The sequence below is a fragment of the Nocardioides sp. OK12 genome (genome assembly GCF_024341885.1).
Classification (GTDB): Bacteria; Actinomycetota; Actinomycetes; order Propionibacteriales; family Nocardioidaceae; genus Nocardioides; species Nocardioides marinisabuli.
In genome coordinates, this window is sequence record NZ_BNET01000002.1 from 255,269 (window position 1) to 273,114 (window position 17,846).

At 74.7% G+C, this 17,846-nt stretch carries 12 protein-coding genes and 1 pseudogene; 6 read left to right on the forward strand and 7 right to left on the reverse strand.

Features of this window, described 5'->3' with window-relative positions; all coding sequences use genetic code 11:
* Window positions 1-76: 76 nt before the first annotated feature.
* Window positions 77-946, forward strand: a complete 870-nt coding sequence (locus OCU29_RS05395; RefSeq protein WP_261819098.1) for a pyruvate, water dikinase regulatory protein — start codon at window positions 77-79, stop codon at window positions 944-946.
* Window positions 943-3,387 carry a phosphoenolpyruvate synthase gene (ppsA, locus tag OCU29_RS05400; protein ID WP_261819099.1) on the forward strand — a complete coding sequence of 815 codons (2,445 nt, stop codon included), beginning with the start codon at window positions 943-945 and terminating at the stop codon, window positions 3,385-3,387. Before OCU29_RS05395 ends, ppsA begins: the two co-directional genes overlap by 4 nt.
* A gap of 69 nt (window positions 3,388-3,456) precedes the next feature.
* On the opposite strand, the gene OCU29_RS05405 is transcribed toward ppsA, so the two are convergent.
* Entirely contained in the window at window positions 3,457-4,620 is a 1,164-nt protein-coding gene (locus tag OCU29_RS05405) for a hypothetical protein (RefSeq protein ID WP_261819100.1), read from the reverse strand.
* A gap of 172 nt (window positions 4,621-4,792) precedes the next feature.
* Here OCU29_RS05405 and OCU29_RS05410 point away from each other — a divergent pair, with 172 nt between their 5' ends.
* Window positions 4,793-7,336: an AMP-binding protein gene (locus OCU29_RS05410; RefSeq protein WP_261819101.1), complete on the forward strand. Its 2,544-nt coding sequence runs from the start codon at window positions 4,793-4,795 to the stop codon at window positions 7,334-7,336.
* Window positions 7,337-7,548: 212 nt separating this feature from the next.
* Here the strand turns inward: OCU29_RS05410 and OCU29_RS05415 are convergent, their stop codons facing one another.
* From OCU29_RS05415 to OCU29_RS05435, 5 genes are all read right to left on the reverse strand, one after another.
* Window positions 7,549-8,676, reverse strand: a complete 1,128-nt coding sequence (locus OCU29_RS05415) for an ABC transporter ATP-binding protein (protein ID WP_261819102.1) — start codon at window positions 8,674-8,676, stop codon at window positions 7,549-7,551.
* On the reverse strand, window positions 8,673-10,445 hold the full coding sequence (locus OCU29_RS05420; protein ID WP_261819103.1) for an iron ABC transporter permease: 1,773 nt from the start codon (window positions 10,443-10,445) through the stop codon (window positions 8,673-8,675). The genes OCU29_RS05415 and OCU29_RS05420 overlap by 4 nt, the downstream gene beginning before the upstream one ends.
* Window position 10,446: 1 nt before the next feature.
* Window positions 10,447-11,481 carry an extracellular solute-binding protein gene (locus OCU29_RS05425; RefSeq protein WP_261819104.1) on the reverse strand — a complete coding sequence of 345 codons (1,035 nt, stop codon included), beginning with the start codon at window positions 11,479-11,481 and terminating at the stop codon, window positions 10,447-10,449.
* A 236-nt stretch (window positions 11,482-11,717) separates the two neighbouring features.
* A complete protein-coding gene (locus OCU29_RS05430) occupies window positions 11,718-12,410 on the reverse strand; it encodes a response regulator transcription factor (protein ID WP_261819105.1) in 693 nt (230 codons plus the stop codon).
* A gap of 264 nt (window positions 12,411-12,674) precedes the next feature.
* Window positions 12,675-13,631 carry a B12-binding domain-containing protein gene (locus tag OCU29_RS05435; RefSeq protein ID WP_261819106.1) on the reverse strand — a complete coding sequence of 319 codons (957 nt, stop codon included), beginning with the start codon at window positions 13,629-13,631 and terminating at the stop codon, window positions 12,675-12,677.
* 245 nt (window positions 13,632-13,876) lie between these two features.
* Between OCU29_RS05435 and OCU29_RS05440 the strand changes: the two genes are divergently transcribed.
* Window positions 13,877-14,113: a hypothetical protein gene (locus OCU29_RS05440; RefSeq protein ID WP_179615210.1), complete on the forward strand. Its 237-nt coding sequence runs from the start codon at window positions 13,877-13,879 to the stop codon at window positions 14,111-14,113.
* A 47-nt stretch (window positions 14,114-14,160) separates the two neighbouring features.
* On the opposite strand, the gene OCU29_RS05445 is transcribed toward OCU29_RS05440, so the two are convergent.
* Window positions 14,161-14,958: a sigma-70 family RNA polymerase sigma factor gene (locus OCU29_RS05445; protein ID WP_261819107.1), complete on the reverse strand. Its 798-nt coding sequence runs from the start codon at window positions 14,956-14,958 to the stop codon at window positions 14,161-14,163.
* A gap of 119 nt (window positions 14,959-15,077) precedes the next feature.
* Between OCU29_RS05445 and OCU29_RS05450 the strand changes: the two genes are divergently transcribed.
* Both OCU29_RS05450 and OCU29_RS05455 read left to right on the forward strand, forming a co-directional pair.
* Complete coding sequence (locus OCU29_RS05450) at window positions 15,078-16,703, forward strand: adenylate/guanylate cyclase domain-containing protein (RefSeq protein ID WP_261819108.1); 1,626 nt, start codon at window positions 15,078-15,080, stop codon at window positions 16,701-16,703.
* A 116-nt stretch (window positions 16,704-16,819) separates the two neighbouring features.
* Window positions 16,820-17,797, forward strand: a pseudogene (locus tag OCU29_RS05455) (acyltransferase family protein); the annotation flags it as partial.
* Window positions 17,798-17,846: the final 49 nt, after the last annotated feature.

Sequence of the window (17,846 nt, forward strand, 5' to 3'; positions counted from 1 at the left end):
GCCCCCGTCAGGCGCTACGGTGCCGACCGGGGCCCGAGCGGGTCGCGCCCGGGGAGTCCGGCTCAGGAGGTGGCAGGTGGTCGACGTCGCGGAGCCGGTCGTGCCGGTCTTCTTCCTCTCCGACTCCACCGGCATCAGCGCCGAGACGATGGGCAACGCGCTGCTCATCCAGTTCCCCGACACCGTGTTCGAGCGCACCACCATCCCCTTCATCTCCACCGTCGAGCACGCCCGCGAGGTCGTGGCGATGCTCGACGAGCAGATGGACGGCCCGGTGACGCCGCTGGTCTTCACCACCGCGGCCGAGGACCTGGTGCGCGAGGAGCTCAACCGCACCCGCGCCCCGCTGATCGACTTCTTCGGGATGCACATGCAGCGCGTCGAGTCGGTGCTCGGGCGCTCGGGGCGCCGCGAGGCCGCCCGGCTGCACGGCGTCGGCGACATCCAGCGCTACAACAGCCGGATGGCCGCGGTGGAGTTCACCATCGAGCACGACGACGGGCAGAGCCTGCGGGCGATGGACCGCGCCGACGTCATCCTGCTGGCGCCCTCGCGCTGCGGCAAGACGCCCACCAGCATGTACCTCGCCCTCCAGCACGGCCTGTTCGTGGCCAACTACCCCCTCGTCGACGAGGACCTCGAGCGCACCGACCTGCCCGGCCCCGTGGCGGCGTACGCCGACCGGTGCTGGGGCATCACCACCAACGTCGACCGGCTCAGCCGGGTGCGCAACGAGCGCCGCCCCGGCTCGCGCTACGCCTCGGCCGAGCAGTGCCGCTGGGAGCTGCGCCGCGCCAAGCAGCTCTTCGAGGCCCACCGCCTGCCCGTCGTCGACTCCTCGTCCAAGTCGGTCGAGGAGATCAGCGCCCTGATCCTGCAGAACCGCACCTCCCGAGCCAAGGCCGCCGAGCGCGTCCGCCGCACCCAGGAAGAGAACCCCGCATGAGTGAGCAGACCACCGGCACCGCCCGGCCCGACCACCACGCCGACGTCCGCTGGTTCTCCGACCTCGGGCTGGGCGACCTCGAGCAGGTGGGCGGCAAGAACGCCTCCCTGGGCGAGATGGTCTCGCACCTGAGCGACCTCGGGGTGCGGGTGCCCAACGGCTTCGCCACCACCGCCGACGCCTTCCACCGCTTCATCGGCGACACCGGTCTGGCCGAGCGGATCTCCGGGCTCCTGGCCGACCTCGACACCGACGACGTGCGCCGCCTGGCCGAGGTGGGCCGCGAGATCCGCGAGGCCGTGGTGGGCCAGCCGTTCCCCGAGGACCTCGAGGCCGGCATCCGCGCCGCCTACGACGCCCTGGTCGAGGAGTCGACCCGCGAGGGCGCCGACGCGCCGTCCTTCGCGGTGCGCTCCTCGGCGACCGCGGAGGACCTGCCCGACGCCTCGTTCGCGGGCCAGCAGGAGACCTTCCTCAACGTGCGTGGCATCGACGAGGTGCTGCAGGCCGTGCGCGAGGTCTACGCCTCGCTCTACAACGACCGGGCCATCGCCTACCGCGTGCACCACGACTTCGCCCACGACGCGGTCGGCATCTCCGCGGGCGTGCAGCGGATGGTGCGCTCCGACATCGGCTCCTCGGGGGTCATGTTCACGATGGACACCGAGTCGGGCTTCACCGACGCCGTCTTCATCACCTCCGCCTTCGGCCTCGGCGAGGGCGTCGTGCAGGGCGCGGTCAACCCCGACGAGTTCTACGTCTACAAGCCGGCCCTGCGCGCCGGTCGCCCGGCGGTGCTCAAGCGCAGCGTGGGCGGCAAGGCCACCCAGATGGTCTACACCCAGGACACCGCGGTGGGTCGCACCACCGAGTTCGTCGACGTCGAGCCGGCGCGCAGCCGCCTGCTGAGCCTGACCGACGACGAGGTCACCGAGCTGGCCCGCCACGCGCTGGTGATCGAGGAGCACTACGGGCGCCCGATGGACATCGAGTGGGGCAAGGACGGCGTCGACGGCCACCTCTACGTGCTGCAGGCGCGCCCCGAGACGGTGCAGTCGCGGCGTACGGGGGCGCTGGAGCGCTACGCCATGGACCCCGCGGTCGCCAAGGGCGCCGAGGTGCTGGTCGAGGGCCGCGCGATCGGCCAGAAGATCGGCTCCGGCGCGGTGCGGGTGCTCACCGACATCGACCAGATGCACGAGTTCGTGCCCGGCGAGGTGCTGGTCGCCGACATGACCGACCCCGACTGGGAGCCGATCATGAAGCGTGCCTCGGCGATCGTGACCAACCGCGGCGGTCGCACCTGCCACGCCGCGATCATCGCCCGCGAGCTCGGCATCCCCGCCGTCGTCGGCACCGGCGGCGCCACCCGGTCCCTTACCGATGGCCGCGAGGTCACCGTGACCTGCGCCGAGGGCGACACCGGCCTGGTCTACGAGGGGCTGCTCGACTTCGAGGTCGAGCGCACCGAGCTCGACTCGCTGCCCGAGGTCCCGGTCAAGATCATGATGAACGTCGGCACCCCCGAGCAGGCCTTCGCGTTCTCGCGGCTGCCCAACAAGGGCGTGGGCCTGGCCCGGCTCGAGTTCATCATCAACCGTCAGATCGGCATCCACCCGCGCGCGCTGCTGGAGCTGGAGTCCGACCCCGACGCGCTGCCCGCCGACCTGCGCGGCGAGGTCGAGGAGATGATCGCGGCGTACCCCTCGCCGCGCGAGTTCTTCGTGCAGCGCGTCGTCGAGGGCGTGGCGACGATCGCCGCGGCCTTCGCGCCGGAGCCGGTGATCGTGCGGATGAGCGACTTCAAGTCCAACGAGTACGCCAACCTCGTCGGCGGCGAGCGCTACGAGCCCGAGGAGGAGAACCCGATGATCGGCTACCGCGGCGCGTCGCGGTACCTCTCGGAGGACTTCGCGGAGTGCTTCGCGATGGAGTGCGAGGCGCTGCGCCACGTGCGCGACGAGATGGGCCTGACCAACGTCTGGGTGATGATCCCGTTCGTGCGCACCCTCAAGGAGGCCCGCGGCGTCATCGAGCTGCTGGCCAGCCACGGGCTGGTGCGCGGCGAGAACGGCCTCAAGGTCGTGATGATGTGCGAGGTGCCCTCCAACGCGGTGCTGGCCGAGCAGTTCCTCGAGCACTTCGACGGCTTCTCGATCGGCTCCAACGACATGACCCAGCTGACCCTGGGTCTGGACCGCGACTCCGGCCTGGTCGCCGACGGCTTCGACGAGCGCGACCCGGCGGTGCTGCACATGCTCGAGCTGGCCATCAAGGCCTGCAAGAAGCAGGGCAAGTACGTCGGCATCTGCGGCCAGGGCCCCTCCGACCACCCCGACCTCGCGCAGTGGCTGCTGGAGCAGGGCATCGAGTCGATGTCGCTGAACCCCGACACGGTCGTGGACACCTGGCTGCGCCTCGGGGGCGTCGAGACCGCCTGAGGCTGCGCTGGGGGAGCCGGGGGAGCCGGGGGAGCGTCGTCGGCCGCTCGACGACGCTCCCCCGGTGTCTCAGGCCCGCGGGACCGGCAGGCCCGGGAAGCCGGGGAGCCCGCCGAGCAGGCCGCCCAGGATGTCGCCCAGGATGTCGCCGAGCGAGGCCAGCAGACCGGCCAGGGCGCCGGTGTCGAGCACGCCGCTGAGCTGGTCGAGGAAGCCGGTCGAGCCGAGCTCGCCGACGAGGGCCTCGAGCACCTGGGAGAGGACGGCGGTGGGGTCGCTGCCCTCGAACGCGCCGAGGTCCTCGAGCTGGGAGAACAGCTCGAGCAGCGGGCCGAGCTGGCCGCCGCCGGTGAGCGCGGTCGCGAGCCCCTCGACCGCGGCGATGAGGCCGGCCGGGCCGGCGGCCGGGTCGAAGGAGCCCAGGGCGCCCTGCAGCGCGGCCAGGGCGCCGCTGAGCTGGCCCAGGTCGGCCCCCGGCAGGGCGGTGCCGCCGGGCAGGCCGCCCAGCAGCGTGTCCAGCACGGCGCTGAGCGCGGCCGGGTCGGCGCCCTCGAGGCCGCCGCCGGTGAGCTCGCCGAGCAGCCCCTGCAGCGCGGCGACGAGGGCCGGCACGTCCAGGGCCTGCAGAGCGGCGAGGATCTCGTCGAGCTGGCCCGCGTCGGCGCCGGGGATGCCGGCCTCGAGCTGACCCAGCAGCGCCTGCAGCTGCGCGGTGGCGGTGTTGAGCTGGTCGGCCAGGTCGGCGGGCAGCAGGGCGCCCAGCTGGTCGAGCGGCAGCGCGCCGAGCGCGTCCTGCGACTCGTCGACCTCGCCCTGGGCCTCGTCGGGGGTGGTCGTGCCGCCGCCGGCCGCGCAGAGCTTGTCGCGGCGGTTCTTGCGCTTCTCGACGCGCTTCTTGGCGCGGGTGACCTTCTTGGCCTTGTTCTTCTTGGCCTGCTTGGCCTTCTTGACCGACTTCTTGGCCTTGCGCAGGTCGGCCTTGGCCTCCGCGCAGGTCCGGGCCCGGCGCTCGCCGGAGGCGAGGTCGCCGCCGGTGCTCGCGGTGCCGGCGACGGCGGCTGCGGAGATCCTGGGGGAGGTCTCCGCGGCGGCTCCGGTCGTGGCGACGCCCATGGCGCCGGCGGTCAGGGCCAGCACCGTGACGCCGCTGGCGCCGAGGCGGGCCAGGCGGCGGGCGGCCGGTGCTGCGCCGTCTCGGCCGGCGGGGTCGGTGGTGGGTCGGTGCAGGTGCATGTGCGGGGCTCCCTCGTGTCCTCGGTGCGGCCCCTCCCGGGCCGCTCGAGGTCATCGTGGACCGTCGCGCCCGGCGGTGTCAGGAGAAGTCTTATGTCTGACCGATCGGAGGAGGCGACCATGCCGCGGACGTCGACTCGTGCATAGGTGAGGCTTGCCTTACCATCGACGGGTGAGCATCGCCCCCCACCCCCCGGAGCACTCCGGGTCGCCCGCCGCCGCACCCGCCACGGGTGTCGGCTTCGCGCGCGACCTCGCCTCCTGGGGAGCGCGGCGCGCGCTCGTGCACGCCGGGCGCGTCGTCTCCTACGCCGACCTGGCGCGGCTCGTCGACGACCGCGCCGCCCGCCTCGGCCCGGTGCGCCGCCTGGTGCTGCTCGAGATGGCCTCCGACGTCGACTCGGTCGCGACCTACCTGGCCGCCCTCGCCGGCGGGCACCCCGTGGTCGTCGTCGACGCGGCCCGGCCCGACGTGGTCGCCGCGACCCGGGTGGCGTACGACCCCGACGTGGTGGCGCGCGGCGACGTGCTCGACGAGCAGCGCGCCGGCACCGCCCACGACCTGCACCCCGAGCTCGCTGCCCTGCTCTCGACCTCCGGCAGCACCGGCTCGCCGCGGCTGGTGCGCCTGAGCGCCGAGAACCTGCAGGCCAACGCCGAGTCGATCGCGGCCTACCTGCCGCTGCGCGGCGACGACCTGGCGGCGCTGAGCCTGCCGCTGCACTACTGCTACGGCCTCTCGGTGCTGCACACCCACCTGCTGCGCGGGGCAGGGGTGCTGCTGGGCGACGCCTCGGTCGTCGACCCGTGCTTCTGGGCCGCCGCCCGCGAGCACGGCGCCACCTCGCTCGCCGGCGTGCCGCACACCTTCGAGCTGCTCGACCGGGTCGGCCTCGACACCGTCGCCCCCGACTCGCTGCGCTACCTCACCCAGGCCGGCGGGGCGATGGCCCCCGACCGGGTGCGCTCCTACGCCGAGCTCGGCCAGCGCCGCGGGTTCGACCTGTTCGTGATGTACGGCCAGACCGAGGCCACCGCCCGGATGGCCTACCTGCCGCCCGACCTCGCCGGCACCCGGCCCGGGGCGATCGGCGTCCCCGTGCCCGGCGGCCGCTTCGACCTGGCCGAGGTGCCGGGCGCGCCCGAGGGCACCGGCGAGCTGGTCTACGAGGGTCCCAACGTGATGCTCGGCTACGCCGAGCACCCCGACGACCTGGCCCGCGGGCGCGAGGTCACCCGCCTGCGCACCGGCGACCTGGCCCGCCGCGGCGACGACGGCCTGTGGGAGGTCGTGGGCCGGCTCTCGCGCACCGCCAAGGTGCTCGGTCTGCGCATCGACCTCGACCGCGTCGAGCGGGCGCTGGTCGCCGACGGCGTGCGCGCCCTGGTCGCCGGCACCCCGCCGACCGACGGTGCCACCGAGCAGCTGGTCGTGGCCGTCGAGCCGCGCGCCACCGGCGGGTCGGCCCGCCTCGTCGCCCGCGTACGCCGCCTGGTCACCGCCCTGACCGGGCTGCCGGCCGCGGCGGTGCAGGTGCACCCCGTGGCGCAGCTGCCGCGGCTGGCCAACGGCAAGCCCGACCACCGCGGCGTGGCCGCCCTCGCCGCCCCGGCCCCCGAGCGGGCGACGACGCCCGCGACCGGCGTGCGCGACGTGCTGGGCGAGGTCCTGGGCCGCCCGGTCGGCGACGACGACACCTTCGCCGGTCTCGGCGGCGACTCCCTGACCTACGTCGAGACCTCGGTGCGCCTCGAGGAGGCGCTGGGCCACCTGCCGGCCGACTGGCACCTGCGCACGGTCGCCGAGCTCGAGGCCGGCACGACCACCCGCACCCGGCGCGGCCGCGGCGTCGAGACCAACGTGGTGCTGCGTGCCGTGGCCATCGTGGCCGTGGTCGGCACGCACGCCGACCTGTTCACGCTGCTCGGCGGGGCGCACCTGCTGCTGGCGCTCGCCGGCTTCAACCTGGCCCGCTTCGCCCTGGGCGACGTCACCCGTCGCGAGCGGGTGCAGCGGCTGCTGACCGCGGCCGCGCGGGTCGTGGTGCCGGCGGTGCTGTGGATCGGCGGCACGGCCCTGCTCCTCGGCGCCTACCCGTGGCAGACCGCGCTGCTCGTCAACGGCTTCCTGGGCCCCCCGGGCTGGACCGAGCCCGCCTGGCACCACTGGTTCGTCGAGGCGCTGGTGCTGCTGGTGCTGGGTGTCGCGGCGCTGGTCGCGGTGCCCGTGCTGGACCGCACCGAGCGGCGCTGGCCGTTCTGGTTCCCGGTCGCGCTGACCCTGCTGGCGCTGCTGACCCGCTACGAGCTGGTGCCGCTGCCCGACGGGGACGTCATCCACCGGGCCCCGGTGGTGGCCTGGCTGCTGACCCTCGGCTGGGCGGTGGCCCGGGCCCGCACCACCGGGCACCGCCTGGTCGTCTCGGCGCTGGCCGTGCTGACCGTGCCCGGCTTCTTCGCCGACGACGCCCGCAGCGCCGCCGTGGTCGTCGGCCTGCTGCTGCTGACCTGGTCGCGCCAGGTCCGCCTGCCCGGCCTGCTCGCGCGCCTGGTGGCCACCCTGGCCGGCGCCTCGCTCTACATCTACCTGACCCACTGGCAGGTCTACCCCCACCTCGAGGACGACCTGCCCGCCCTCGCGACCCTGCTCAGCCTCGTCGTCGGGGTCGCCGTGTGGCGCGCGGTGACCACCACCGAGCGCCGCCTGCGCCGCTGACCCGGCGCAGATCTCCCCCCGACCCGGCGCAAATGTCGCGCCGACCCGGCGCAGATCTCGCGCCCACCCGGCGCAGATCTCGCACTCATCGGGACGGCGCTCGACAGGGACGATCCGGGCCGGGTCAGCGCGAGATATGGGCCGGGTCGGCGCGACATACGCGCCGTCTCAGCGGGAGATTTGCGCCGGGTCAGCGCGAAGTTTGTGCCTGGTCAGCGGCGGGCGGCGGCGGGCGGCGCGGTGAGCGCGTCGTCGCCGGCCAGCAGCACCGGCCGCGAGCCCGGGACGACCGAGACCGCCACCGGGGTGCCGGGGGCGTGCTGGACGTCGTGCTGCTGCCAGGAGCGCACCGTGCTGCCGGAGGCCAGGCGCACGTGGTGGAGCACGAACGCGCCGTAGTACTCGACCCGCTCGACGCGGTGGGTGGAGTCCCGCTCGACGCGCAGCGCGACCTCGTGGGGGCGCAGCATCACCTCGACGTCGAGGTCGGTGCGGCCCCAGCCCGGCACGGTCGAGACCACGCCGATCTCGCAGGTCAGCAGCGCGTCGCGGACGTGGGCGGGCAGGAAGTCGGCCTCGCCCATGAAGGAGGCGACGAAGCGGCCGCTGGGCGACTCGTAGACCTCGCTGGGGGTGCCGATCTGGCGCACGACGCCGTCCTTGAGCACGGCGAGCCGGTCGCCCATCGAGAGCGCCTCGGTCTGGTCGTGGGTGACCACGAGCGCGGCGCTGCCGGTCTCGTGCAGCGCCTCGAGGGTCTGGGTGCGCACCTGCGTGCGCAGGTTGGCGTCGAGGGAGGAGAACGGCTCGTCGAGCAGCACCACGGTGGGGCGCGGCGCGAGCGCGCGGGCCAGGGCGACCCGCTGCTGCTCGCCGCCGGAGAGCTCGTGGGGGTGGCGGTGGCCCAGGTGCGAGAGGCCGACCAGCTCGAGGACCTCCGCGACCCGGCCGGCGCGCTGGGCGCGGGGCAGGTCGTCGAGCCCGAAGGCGATGTTCCGCGCCACGTCGAGGTGGGGGAAGAGGGCGTGGTCCTGGAAGACCATGCCGACGTGGCGGCGCTCCGGCGGCACCCAGGTCGGGCCGGCCACGACCTTGCCGCCGACCCGCACCTCGCCGCCGTCGGGCCGCTCCAGGCCCGCGGCCAGGCGCAGCAGCGTCGACTTGCCGCAGCCGGAGGGGCCGATGACGGTGACCACCTCGCCGGCGGTCACCGCGAGGTCGACCCCGCAGACGGCCTGGTGCGAGCCGTAGCTCTTGGTGGCGCCCACCAGCTCCAGCGCGGGTACGCCGTACCCGACGGTGGTCCCGTCGGCCCCGGGCGCGCTGCGGGTGCTGGTCATGGGTCCATCCTGCCTGGCGGGCCCGCGCGGCCCCGGTCGAGGGTCAGCGTGGTGCTGACCTGCCCGGGCGCCGGCGGCAGCGAGCCGGACAGCGCCGCCGGGGCGGCAGCGCCCACGCCGCCCCCCGGGGCGCCGGGCTCGGCCGGGTCGGCGCGGCCGCCGGTGGCGCGGAAGGTCAGCACGACCGGCACCACCGCCACCAGCACGATCAGCAGGGCCGGCAGCGCGGCGCGCTCCCAGAAGTTCTCCGAGGCCAGCTCGTAGACCCACACCGAGAGCGTCGTGAAGCCGAAGGGGCGCAGCATCAGCACCAGCGGCAGCTCCTTGACCGCGTCGATGAGCACCAGCGTCGCGGCGACCGCCACCCCGGGGCGCGCCAGCGGCAGGTGCACCCGGCGCAGCAGCCGCCCGGGGCCGGCGCCGAGGGTCATCGCGGAGGCGCTGACGCTGGGGGAGACGCGCGAGAAGCTCGCCTCGACCGCCTGGTAGGCCGGGGCGGTGAACCGGACGACGTACGCGACCAGGATGCCGAGCACCGACCCGGTCGCCAGCAGGCCGGTGCCGCCCTCGACGCCGAGGGCCACCAGCGCCCGGTCGGCGCCGGCGAAGACGGCCAGCACGCCGATGCCGACCACCGCACCGGGCACGGCGTAGCCGAAGGTGGTGACCTGGGCGGCGGCGTGCACCACGCGACCGCCGCCCAGGCGCATGGCGTGGGAGATGGTCAGCGACACCACGACGCACACGACGGCGGCGATCGCGGCGACCACCAGCGAGCTGGTCAGGTTGTCGACGAAGCGCTCGTCGAGGACGGCGCCGGCGTCGTCGCCCAGCGCCGAGAGGGCCCAGGTGACCAGGCGCAGCACCGGCAGCGCGAACGCCGCCCCCACCACCGCGAGACCGGTCGCGGTGGCCGCGCCGGCCCGCCAGCCGGTCAGCCGACGACGCTCGAGGCCGCGGCCCCGGCCTCCCTTCTGGTGGTAGCGCGCCCGGCCGCGCAGCGCCCGCTCGGCGGCCAGCACGGCGACCGCGAAGACCAGCACCAGCACGGCCAGCGAGATCGCGGAGCCGACGTCGTAGGTGCCCTTCCAGGTCAGGTAGACCCCGACCGAGACGGTGCGCACGTTGAAGTACTGCACGGTGGCGAAGTCGGTGAGGACCTCCATCGTCACCAGCGCCAGCCCGGCGGCCAGCGAGGGCCGCGCCAGCGGCAGCAGCACCGCGCGGAAGGCCCGCGCCCGGGAGGCGCCCAGCGTGCGCGCGGCGTCGTACGCCGTCGGCGCGAGCTCGAGGAACGCGGCCCGGGTCAGCAGGTAGACGTAGGGGTAGAGCGTGAGGACCAGCACGAGCGCGGCGCCGCCGAGCGAGCGCACCGGCAGTGCGCCGAGGTCGTCACCCAGCACCGAGCGCAGCGCGCCCTGCACCGGCCCGGCGTAGTCGAAGGTGGAGAGGAAGACGAAGCCCAGGATGTAGGCCGGCATCGCCAGCGGCAGCACCAGCAGCCAGCTCAGCGCCCAGCGCAGCGGGAACTCGTAGGCGGTGACCAGCCAGGCCAGCCCGGTGCCGAGCACGGCGGTGCCGGCGGCGACCAGCAGCAGCAGCGCCAGGGTGGTGGCCACCATCTCGGTGACCCCGCCCGGCATCCGCAGCCCGCCCTGGCCCAGGGCGTACGCCGCCACGGCCAGCACCGGGCTGGCCACCAGCAGGGCGATCAGGACGACCGCCGCCGACCACCCGGGCCGCCCCGCGCCCCGGGCGAGTGCGGTCACGTCAGCGGTACCCGGCCTCGTCGAGCAGCTCGACGGCGTCGGAGTTCAGGGCGCCGTAGGCCTGCGCGTCGACGGGCATCCGGTCGAACTCGCCGAAGGAGGCGACCAGCGGCTCGGGCTCGACCTCGGGGTTGACCGGCAGCTCGTGGTTGGCGTCGACGAACGCGCTCTGGCCGTCGGTGGCCAGCCACTCGAGCAGCTGCTGGGCCTCGGCGGCGGACTCGGTGCCCTCGACCAGGCCGGCGCCGGAGATGTTGACGTGGGTGCCGTCGCCCTCCTGGCTGGCCCAGAACAGCTCGACGTCGAAGTCGGGGTCCTCCTCGAGCATCCGCGCGAGGTAGTAGTGGTTGCTGATGCCGATGTCGCAGCCGCCGGCGTCGATGGCCTCGAGCAGCTCGACGTCGTTGCTCATGATCTGCACGTCGTTGGCGACCCAGCCCTCGACGATCTCGAGCGCCTTCTCGCGCCCGTGCAGGTCGATCAGGCTGGCCACCAGGCTCTGGGTGTACGACGCCGTCTCGTCGCGCATGCAGACCCGACCGGCCCACTGAGGGTCGCCGAGGGCCTCGTAGGTGTCGACGGCGTCGATGTCGGCGGGGTCGACGCTCTCGGGGTCGTAGACGACGGTGCGCGCGCGCATCGCCAGGCCGTACCACTGCCCGTCGGGGTCGCGCAGGTCCTCCGGCACGGCCGCGTCGAGCACGTCGGAGCTGACCGGCTCGAGCACGCCCTGCTCGGCGGCGTTCCACAGCATCCCGGCGTCGACGGTCATGAAGATGTCGGCGGGCGTGGAGTCGCCCTCGGCCTTGAGCCGCTCGAGCAGCTCGGCGTCGTCGCCGGAGAGGAACTCGACGCTGATCCCGGTCTCGTCGGTGAAGGCCGCGAAGGCCTCCTCGAGGTCGTAGTGGCGCGCGGTGTAGATCTGCAGGTCCGCCTCCTCGCCGCCCCCGAGGGCCGAGCAGCCCGTCACGGCGAGCGTGGCGGCGGTGGCCAGGGCGGTGACGGCGGTGCGGACGGTGCGGGCGCTGCGCTTCACGCGGGTTCTCCTCAGGCGGCCGGGGAAGGGGCCACGGACGGACGTGGCGGTATTGGTGAGGCTAACCTTCCCACCCTGAGGTGGCCCATTCCAGGCCAGGGACCGAGATCCGGCCCACCCCCGGACGCACCGCGGGCGGGGGCGCTCCTCCCGGACCGTGTGGGTCCGGCGCCCCCGCCCGTGCGGGTCCTGCTGGGTGCTGCTGGGTGCTGCTGGGTCGTGCGGGTGTGTCCTGCTCAGCCGGCCATCGAGGTCTCGACCTCGTGCAGCTCGGCGGCCTCCACGTCCTCGGCGACGGCGAGGTTGTTGGCCATGCCCCAGGCGACGGCCTGGGTACGGCGCTCGACGTCGATCTTGCGGTAGGCCTGGCGGATGTAGGTCTTGATCGAGTTGATGCTCAGGTTGAGCTTCTCGACGATCTCGCCGTTGGTCATGCCCGCGGTGATCAGCGTGAGGATCTCCAGCTCGCGGGGGGTCAGCCGGCTGCCGGCCGGGGCCTCGGGGCGCAGCGGCGCGGGGGCCGGCGCCTCGACGACGGGGGCCTTCTCGGGGGCCGGGGCGGTCGGCACGCGGCGCCCGGAGACCAGGTCCTCGAGGGCGACGACGAGCTGCGCCGCGGTGAGGGTCTTGGGCAGGTACATGTTGGCCGTGGACGTCGGCAGCTGGTCGCCGGGCGCCCAGCTGAAGACGACCGGGTGGGCGTCGGCGGCGCGCTGCAGGTCGCGCAGCATCGCGGCACCGAAGGCGGACTGGCCGACGGGCTCGTAGAGCACGACGTCGAGGTCCTCGGGGTGCGCCAGCGCCTGGCGCATGTCGACCAGGCGGACCCGGTCGGCGTACGGCGTCAGCAGCGTCTGCAGGCCGGCGACGGCCAGGTCGTGGTCGTCGACCATCGTGATGGTCAGCGGGGCGGCGTTCTCGTGCGACATTCTCAACACCTCTGGGGTTTCGGCTGTGACGGTGAACTGTGCGGTGACTGTGCTGTGACGGATCGGGGACCGGTCGGGGACTGGTCCGGGGCGGCCGGGGCGACGGGCTGCGTCGTCGGCCTGCACTCCACTGATGTCCGCCTGGTGCAGACTTCAACCGTCCGTGGCGGTTATTTCACCCGTCCGGGTGGGCGGAGGTTTGAAGCCCGCGTGCAGGGGCACGGTCCCGCCTCAGGTCCGGCTCAGGTCCGGCTCAGTCCGGGCTCAGGCGGGGGAGGCGCCCTGGCTGCTCGGCCGGGTCGCCCGGCGGGCGGTGCCGACCAGGGAGCCGGCGGCCGTGACCGGGTCGCCCTCGAGGACCTCGGCCCCCCAGCGCTCGGCGGCCGCCCGGTCGGCTCCGGCCCCGGCGAGCACCACGCGCGTGGCGGCCGCGAGGCGCGCCACCGCCTCGACGTCGTCGGGGTCGACGTGGAAGGCCTCGGGGCGGGTGCCGGCGAGCACGAGGAGGTCGGGCTCGACGACCCCGACCGCGACCTCGAGCGAGCGCACGGGGGTCTGCGGGCCGAGGAAGCGGGTGCGCCAGCCGGCGCGCAGCAGCACCACCTCGAAGGCCTTGAGGGCGATGTCGTGCGACTCCGTCGGCGGGCAGGCCAGCACCGCCACCGGGCCGGTGCGCGAGCCCGGACCGATCGAGAGGGCGGCCAGGCGTGCGCGCACCAGGTCGCTGGCGAAGTGCTCGTCGGCGACGTCGAAGTCGCCTGCGGCCCAGCCCGCGCCCACCGAGGCCAGGAACGGCAGCAGCACGTCCTTGATGGCGGTCTCGGCCGAGACCTCCACGAGGATCCGGTCGAGCGCGGCGTGCATCGAGCCCACGTCGTAGGCGACCATCGCGGCCTGCAGCTCGCTGAGGGTGCCCTCGGTGTCGAGCGCCGCCGTGGCGGCGTAGCGCGGGCCCGGTGCCCCGGGGAGCCGGCTGCTGGAGCGTTCGGAGGCCAGGATCTCGGCCGCCGCCTGGCCGGCCGGCACGCCGCGGCGGCGCGCGTCCTGCATGGCGCGGGCGCGGCGCTCGTCCTCGGGGCCGTAGAGGCGGTAGCCGGCGTCGCTGCGGGTGGGGCTCAGCAGCCCGTAGCGCAGCTCCCAGGCGCGCAGCAGGGTCTCGGAGACGCCCACGCGGGAGGCCAGGACGCCGATGCGCCAGCGCTGGGCGGGACGGGAGGCCATGGTGTCGCGGACCTCCTTCTCAAGGACCCGGGATGGACCCGGTGGTGGACCCGGTGGTGGACCCGGTGGTGGACCCGGGCGCGGGAGCAGTCGGGTGGGCGCCGCGCAGCGGAGTTTAGACGAACTCTCCACGACCGGACGACCCTTCCTGGCACCAACCTTGCACGGAGCTTGCACAGCGCGTGCTTGGATGGGAAGCAGCCGGCACCTGCGCCGGGCCCCCGACCCGAGAGGCGTGACCCCCCGTGCCCGAGCCGCAGCCCATCGGACGACTGGTCGACTCCCTCGGCGTCGAGCACCGGCCCGAGGACGGCGAGCTGGTGCTCGGCGCGGTCGTGCTGCTCAAGGTGATGGAACCCGACGGCGAGGTGTCGATGCGCGCGGCGTGGTCGCCGGGGCTGAGCTGGATGGAGCGGGTGGGCATGCACCAGGCGGCCGTCCAGTCCGACCTGCCGCAGCGCGGCGGCGTACCGGGGGAGTGAGCCGGGCCCCTCGGGGTTCGGGGGCCCAGGAGGCCCGGGGATCGGTCTCAGACCGCTTCGCTGAGCGCGCCGCGCATCTGGGTGAGCACCCGCTGCAGCAGGCGCGAGACCTGGATCTGCGAGAGCCCGAGACGGTCGGCGATCTCGCGCTGGCTCAGCTCGTCGACGAAGCGCCAGCGCAGGATCTGCTGGTCGCGGCGGGCCAGGGAGGCGACCAGGGGCTGGACCAGCAACCGGGCCTCGGCCTGCTCCTGCGAGCGGTCGCCGTGGTCGGCGACGTCGGCGGCCGGCCCCTCGTCCTCGGCGCCCCCGGCCGGCTGGTCGAGCGAGAGCAGCGAGAAGCAGGTGCGCGCCGACAGGGCCTCGCGCACCACCTCGACCGACTCCTCGACCTGGCTCGCGAGCTGCTCCAGCGTCGGAGCGTCGTAGCGCTCGAGGCTGGCGCCGGTCCGCACCAGGCGCGTGTGGGCGCGCTGCACGTCGCGCGGGGGCCGGATCGTCCAGCCGTGGTCGCGGAAGTGGCGGCGGATGTCGCCCTCGATCGTCGGTACGGCGTAGGCCAGCAGGTCGCGCTCGTGCGCGGCGTCATAGCGGCGCACGGCCCGCACCAGCGCGAGGTAGGCGATCTGGGTCAGGTCCTCGACCGGGACCCCGCGGCGGGCGTAGCGGCGGGCGACGGCCTCGGCCACGCGCATGTTCACCCGCACCACCTCGTCGTGGCAGGCGCGGCGCTCGGCGTCGTCGTCGGTGGCCGCGGCGCGCGCCAGCAGGCTCGTGGTGGCGGCGGCGCGCTCGGCGTCGGAGGTCCGGAAGGCGCTGCGTCGTTCGGCGAGGGAGGTGGTCATGTGCGGCTGCCTTCCATGGGCGGCTGAGGAGAACTGCCTAACTGAACAGGAATCTACACAAGCCTCTACAAAGGTTCTACAGGCTCACCCCTTCGGTTGCGTGCGCGATGATGCGCGGCGTGAGGAGCACCCGCGAGCCAGTCCCCGGCACCGGCCCGAGCACCGGCCCCGGCGCCGGCCGCCGCCGACGACGACCGCGGCGTACGCCGTTCGGCTCGTGGTTGCTGGGGCCCGAGGGCCAGTCGCCGCGACGGCTGCGGGCGCGGGTGCAGGTGCTGCTGACGGTGGCGCTCACGCTGACCCACGGGGTCGGGGCGGCGGTGGTGCTGCTGCTCTCGGTCTTCGTGGTCACCGCCCCGGCGCCCGACGGCCCGACCTGGCTGGCCCTGGCGGTCGCCGTCCCGGTCTACGTCGGGGTGGCGCTCGTGGTCGGCACGGTGTGGGGGACCCGGGTCGCACTGCAGGGGCTGCGCTGGGCCGCCGAGGGTGGCGGGTCGTCGCGCCGGGTGCGCCGCCGGATGCTGCGGGTCCCGCTGCGGCTGACCGTGGTGGCGGGCGCGCTGTGGGCCGCGGCCGACGTGCTCTTCGTCGGCCTCGCGCTGTGGCTGCAGCCCCAGCGCGCGCTGAGCACCGCGTTCACGGTGGCCATCGGCGGGGTCGTGGCCTGCGCCGTGGCCTACCTGTTCTCCGAGTTCGCGCTGCGCCCGGTCACCGCCCGCGCCCTGGACGACGGTGGCGGCCACGCGGCCTCGGAGCGCCCCCGCGGCCTGGGCGTGGGTGGCCGGATGCTGATGTTCTGGCTGCTGGGCACCGCCGCCCCGGTCGTCGGGCTCGTGGTGGCGGCGCTGCTGGTGCTGGTCGGCGACGACGTCAGCACGCGACGCCTGGCCGTCGAGGTGCTGGTCCTCGGCGGCGTGGTGCTCGTGGTCGGGCTGCTGGTCACCGTCCTCAACGCGCGCTCGGTGGTGGCGCCGCTGACCGCGGTGCGCGGGGCGCTGCTCGAGGTGGAGCGCGGTGACCTCGACCAGCGGGTGGCGGTCTACGACGCCACCGAGATCGGCGAGCTGCAGGCCGGGTTCAACCACATGGTCGCGGGGCTGCGCGAGCGCGAGCACCTGCGCGACGTCTTCGGCCGGCACGTGGGGCGCGAGGTCGCCCGGGCCGCGGTCGACGGCGACGTCGAGCTCGGTGGCGAGGTCCGCGAGGTGACGGTGCTCTTCGTCGACCTCGTCGGGTCCACCACCATGGCCGCCGAGCGGGACCCCGCCGAGGTCGTCGCGGTGCTCAACGCCTTCTTCGAGGTCGTCGTCGACGAGGTCGACCGGGCCGGCGGCATCGTCAACAAGTTCATGGGCGACGCGGTGCTCGCGGTCTTCGGCGCCCCGGTCGAGCAGCCGGACCACGCCGCGGCCGGGCTGGTGGCCGCGCGCCGCATCGACGAGCGGCTGCGCGCCGAGCGGCCCGACGTCGCCGCGGGCGTCGGGGTGTGCACCGGGGCCACGGTGGCCGGCAACGTCGGCACCCGCGCCCGGCTGGAGTACACCGTGATCGGCGACGCGGTGAACGCCGCGGCCCGGCTCACCGAGCTCGCCAAGGCCGAGGAGCCGCGGGTGCTCACCACGCTCGCGACGGTGCGGGCGGCCGCACGCGCCGGCGGGGACGACGAGGCGCGCTGCTGGCGGGCGGCCGGCTCGACGGTGCTGCGGGGGCGCCCCTCGGCCACCGACCTGGCGCGACCCGTGTGAGACATGGAGAGACCTGGAGAGACCTGTGTGGCGCCTGGCCGCGACCTGTGTGAAGCCCGTCACGACAGGGGGTCGTGATTGCCGCGGGCGGGGCCCCGCACCGGACACTCGGGAGCGTGCACACCCCCCTGCCCGCCGCCACCGCCCCCGTCGTCGCGGGCGCCGGCACCTCGCGGGTCCTGTGGATCGACGTCGCCAAGGGCCTGAGCATCCTGCTGGTGGTGCTGCACCACGCGGTGGTCAAGAACCTCGGCATCGACGCTCCTGAGTCGCTCGCCGGCGTCGTGGCCGGCTGGGGCGCGGTGACCAGCGCCCTCAAGCCCATCCGGATGCCGCTCTTCTTCGTGCTCAGCGGCTTCGTGGCGTCCCGCGCGGTGCACCGGCCCTGGGCCCAGGTGCGCCGCCGCGCGCTGTCGCCGTACTACCTCTACGTCGTGTGGCTGCTCCTGCTCGGCGCGGTCTTCTCGGTCGAGCGGCTGCTGCCGATGAACCGCACCCAGGACCTCGGCGAGCTCGCCCAGGACCTCGTGTGGGCCTCGACCGGCGTGTGGTTCCTCTACGCGCTGGCCGTCTACTTCGTGCTGGCCAAGCTGCTGGCGGGGCTGCCCGCCGGGTGGGTGCTGGCCGGCGCCGCCGTCCTCTCCGCCTCGTCGTCGGCCTTCGGCATCGAGCAGTGGAACCGCTTCTCGGTGCTCTTCCACTTCACCTACTTCGCCCTCGGCGCGCTCGCCCCGCGGCTGGTCCGCCGCCTGGCCGAGCGCCCCGCCGGCCCGTGGGGCGGGGTGCCGGCGCTGACGACGGCGTACGTCGCCCTGACCCTGCTGCTGTGGCGCCTCGACCTGCCCACCAGCGCCCACCTGCTGGTGGCCAGCGTCGTCGGGGTGCCCCTGGGGCTGCGGGTGGCGGTGCTGCTGGCCCGCAGCGGTCCGCCGGCCCGGCTGCTGGGCTGGGTGGGGCGCCGCACCCTGCCGATCTACGTGCTGCACACCGTGGTGCTGGCGAGCCTGCTGCACCTGCCGCCGCTGCTGGACCTCGAGCAGGGCTCGGTGGTGCGCGGCGTGCTGCACCCGCTGGTGCTCAGCGCGGTCGCGGTGCTCGTGTCGCTCGGCGCGCATTGGGTGCTGCTGCGGCTGGGGGCGACCT

Excerpts from the sequence above, each read along its gene's own strand:
- OCU29_RS05430 (WP_261819105.1), bottom strand. The coding sequence starts at position 12,410 with ATGTCGCACGAGAACGCCGCCCCGCTGACCATCACGATGGTCGACGAC.
- OCU29_RS05435 (WP_261819106.1), bottom strand. The coding sequence starts at position 13,631 with ATGGCCTCCCGTCCCGCCCAGCGCTGGCGCATCGGCGTCCTGGCCTCC.
- OCU29_RS05415 (WP_261819102.1), bottom strand. The coding sequence starts at position 8,676 with ATGACCAGCACCCGCAGCGCGCCCGGGGCCGACGGGACCACCGTCGGG.
- OCU29_RS05445 (WP_261819107.1), bottom strand. The coding sequence starts at position 14,958 with ATGACCACCTCCCTCGCCGAACGACGCAGCGCCTTCCGGACCTCCGAC.
- ppsA (WP_261819099.1), top strand. The coding sequence starts at position 943 with ATGAGTGAGCAGACCACCGGCACCGCCCGGCCCGACCACCACGCCGAC.
- OCU29_RS05405 (WP_261819100.1), bottom strand. The coding sequence starts at position 4,620 with ATGCACCTGCACCGACCCACCACCGACCCCGCCGGCCGAGACGGCGCA.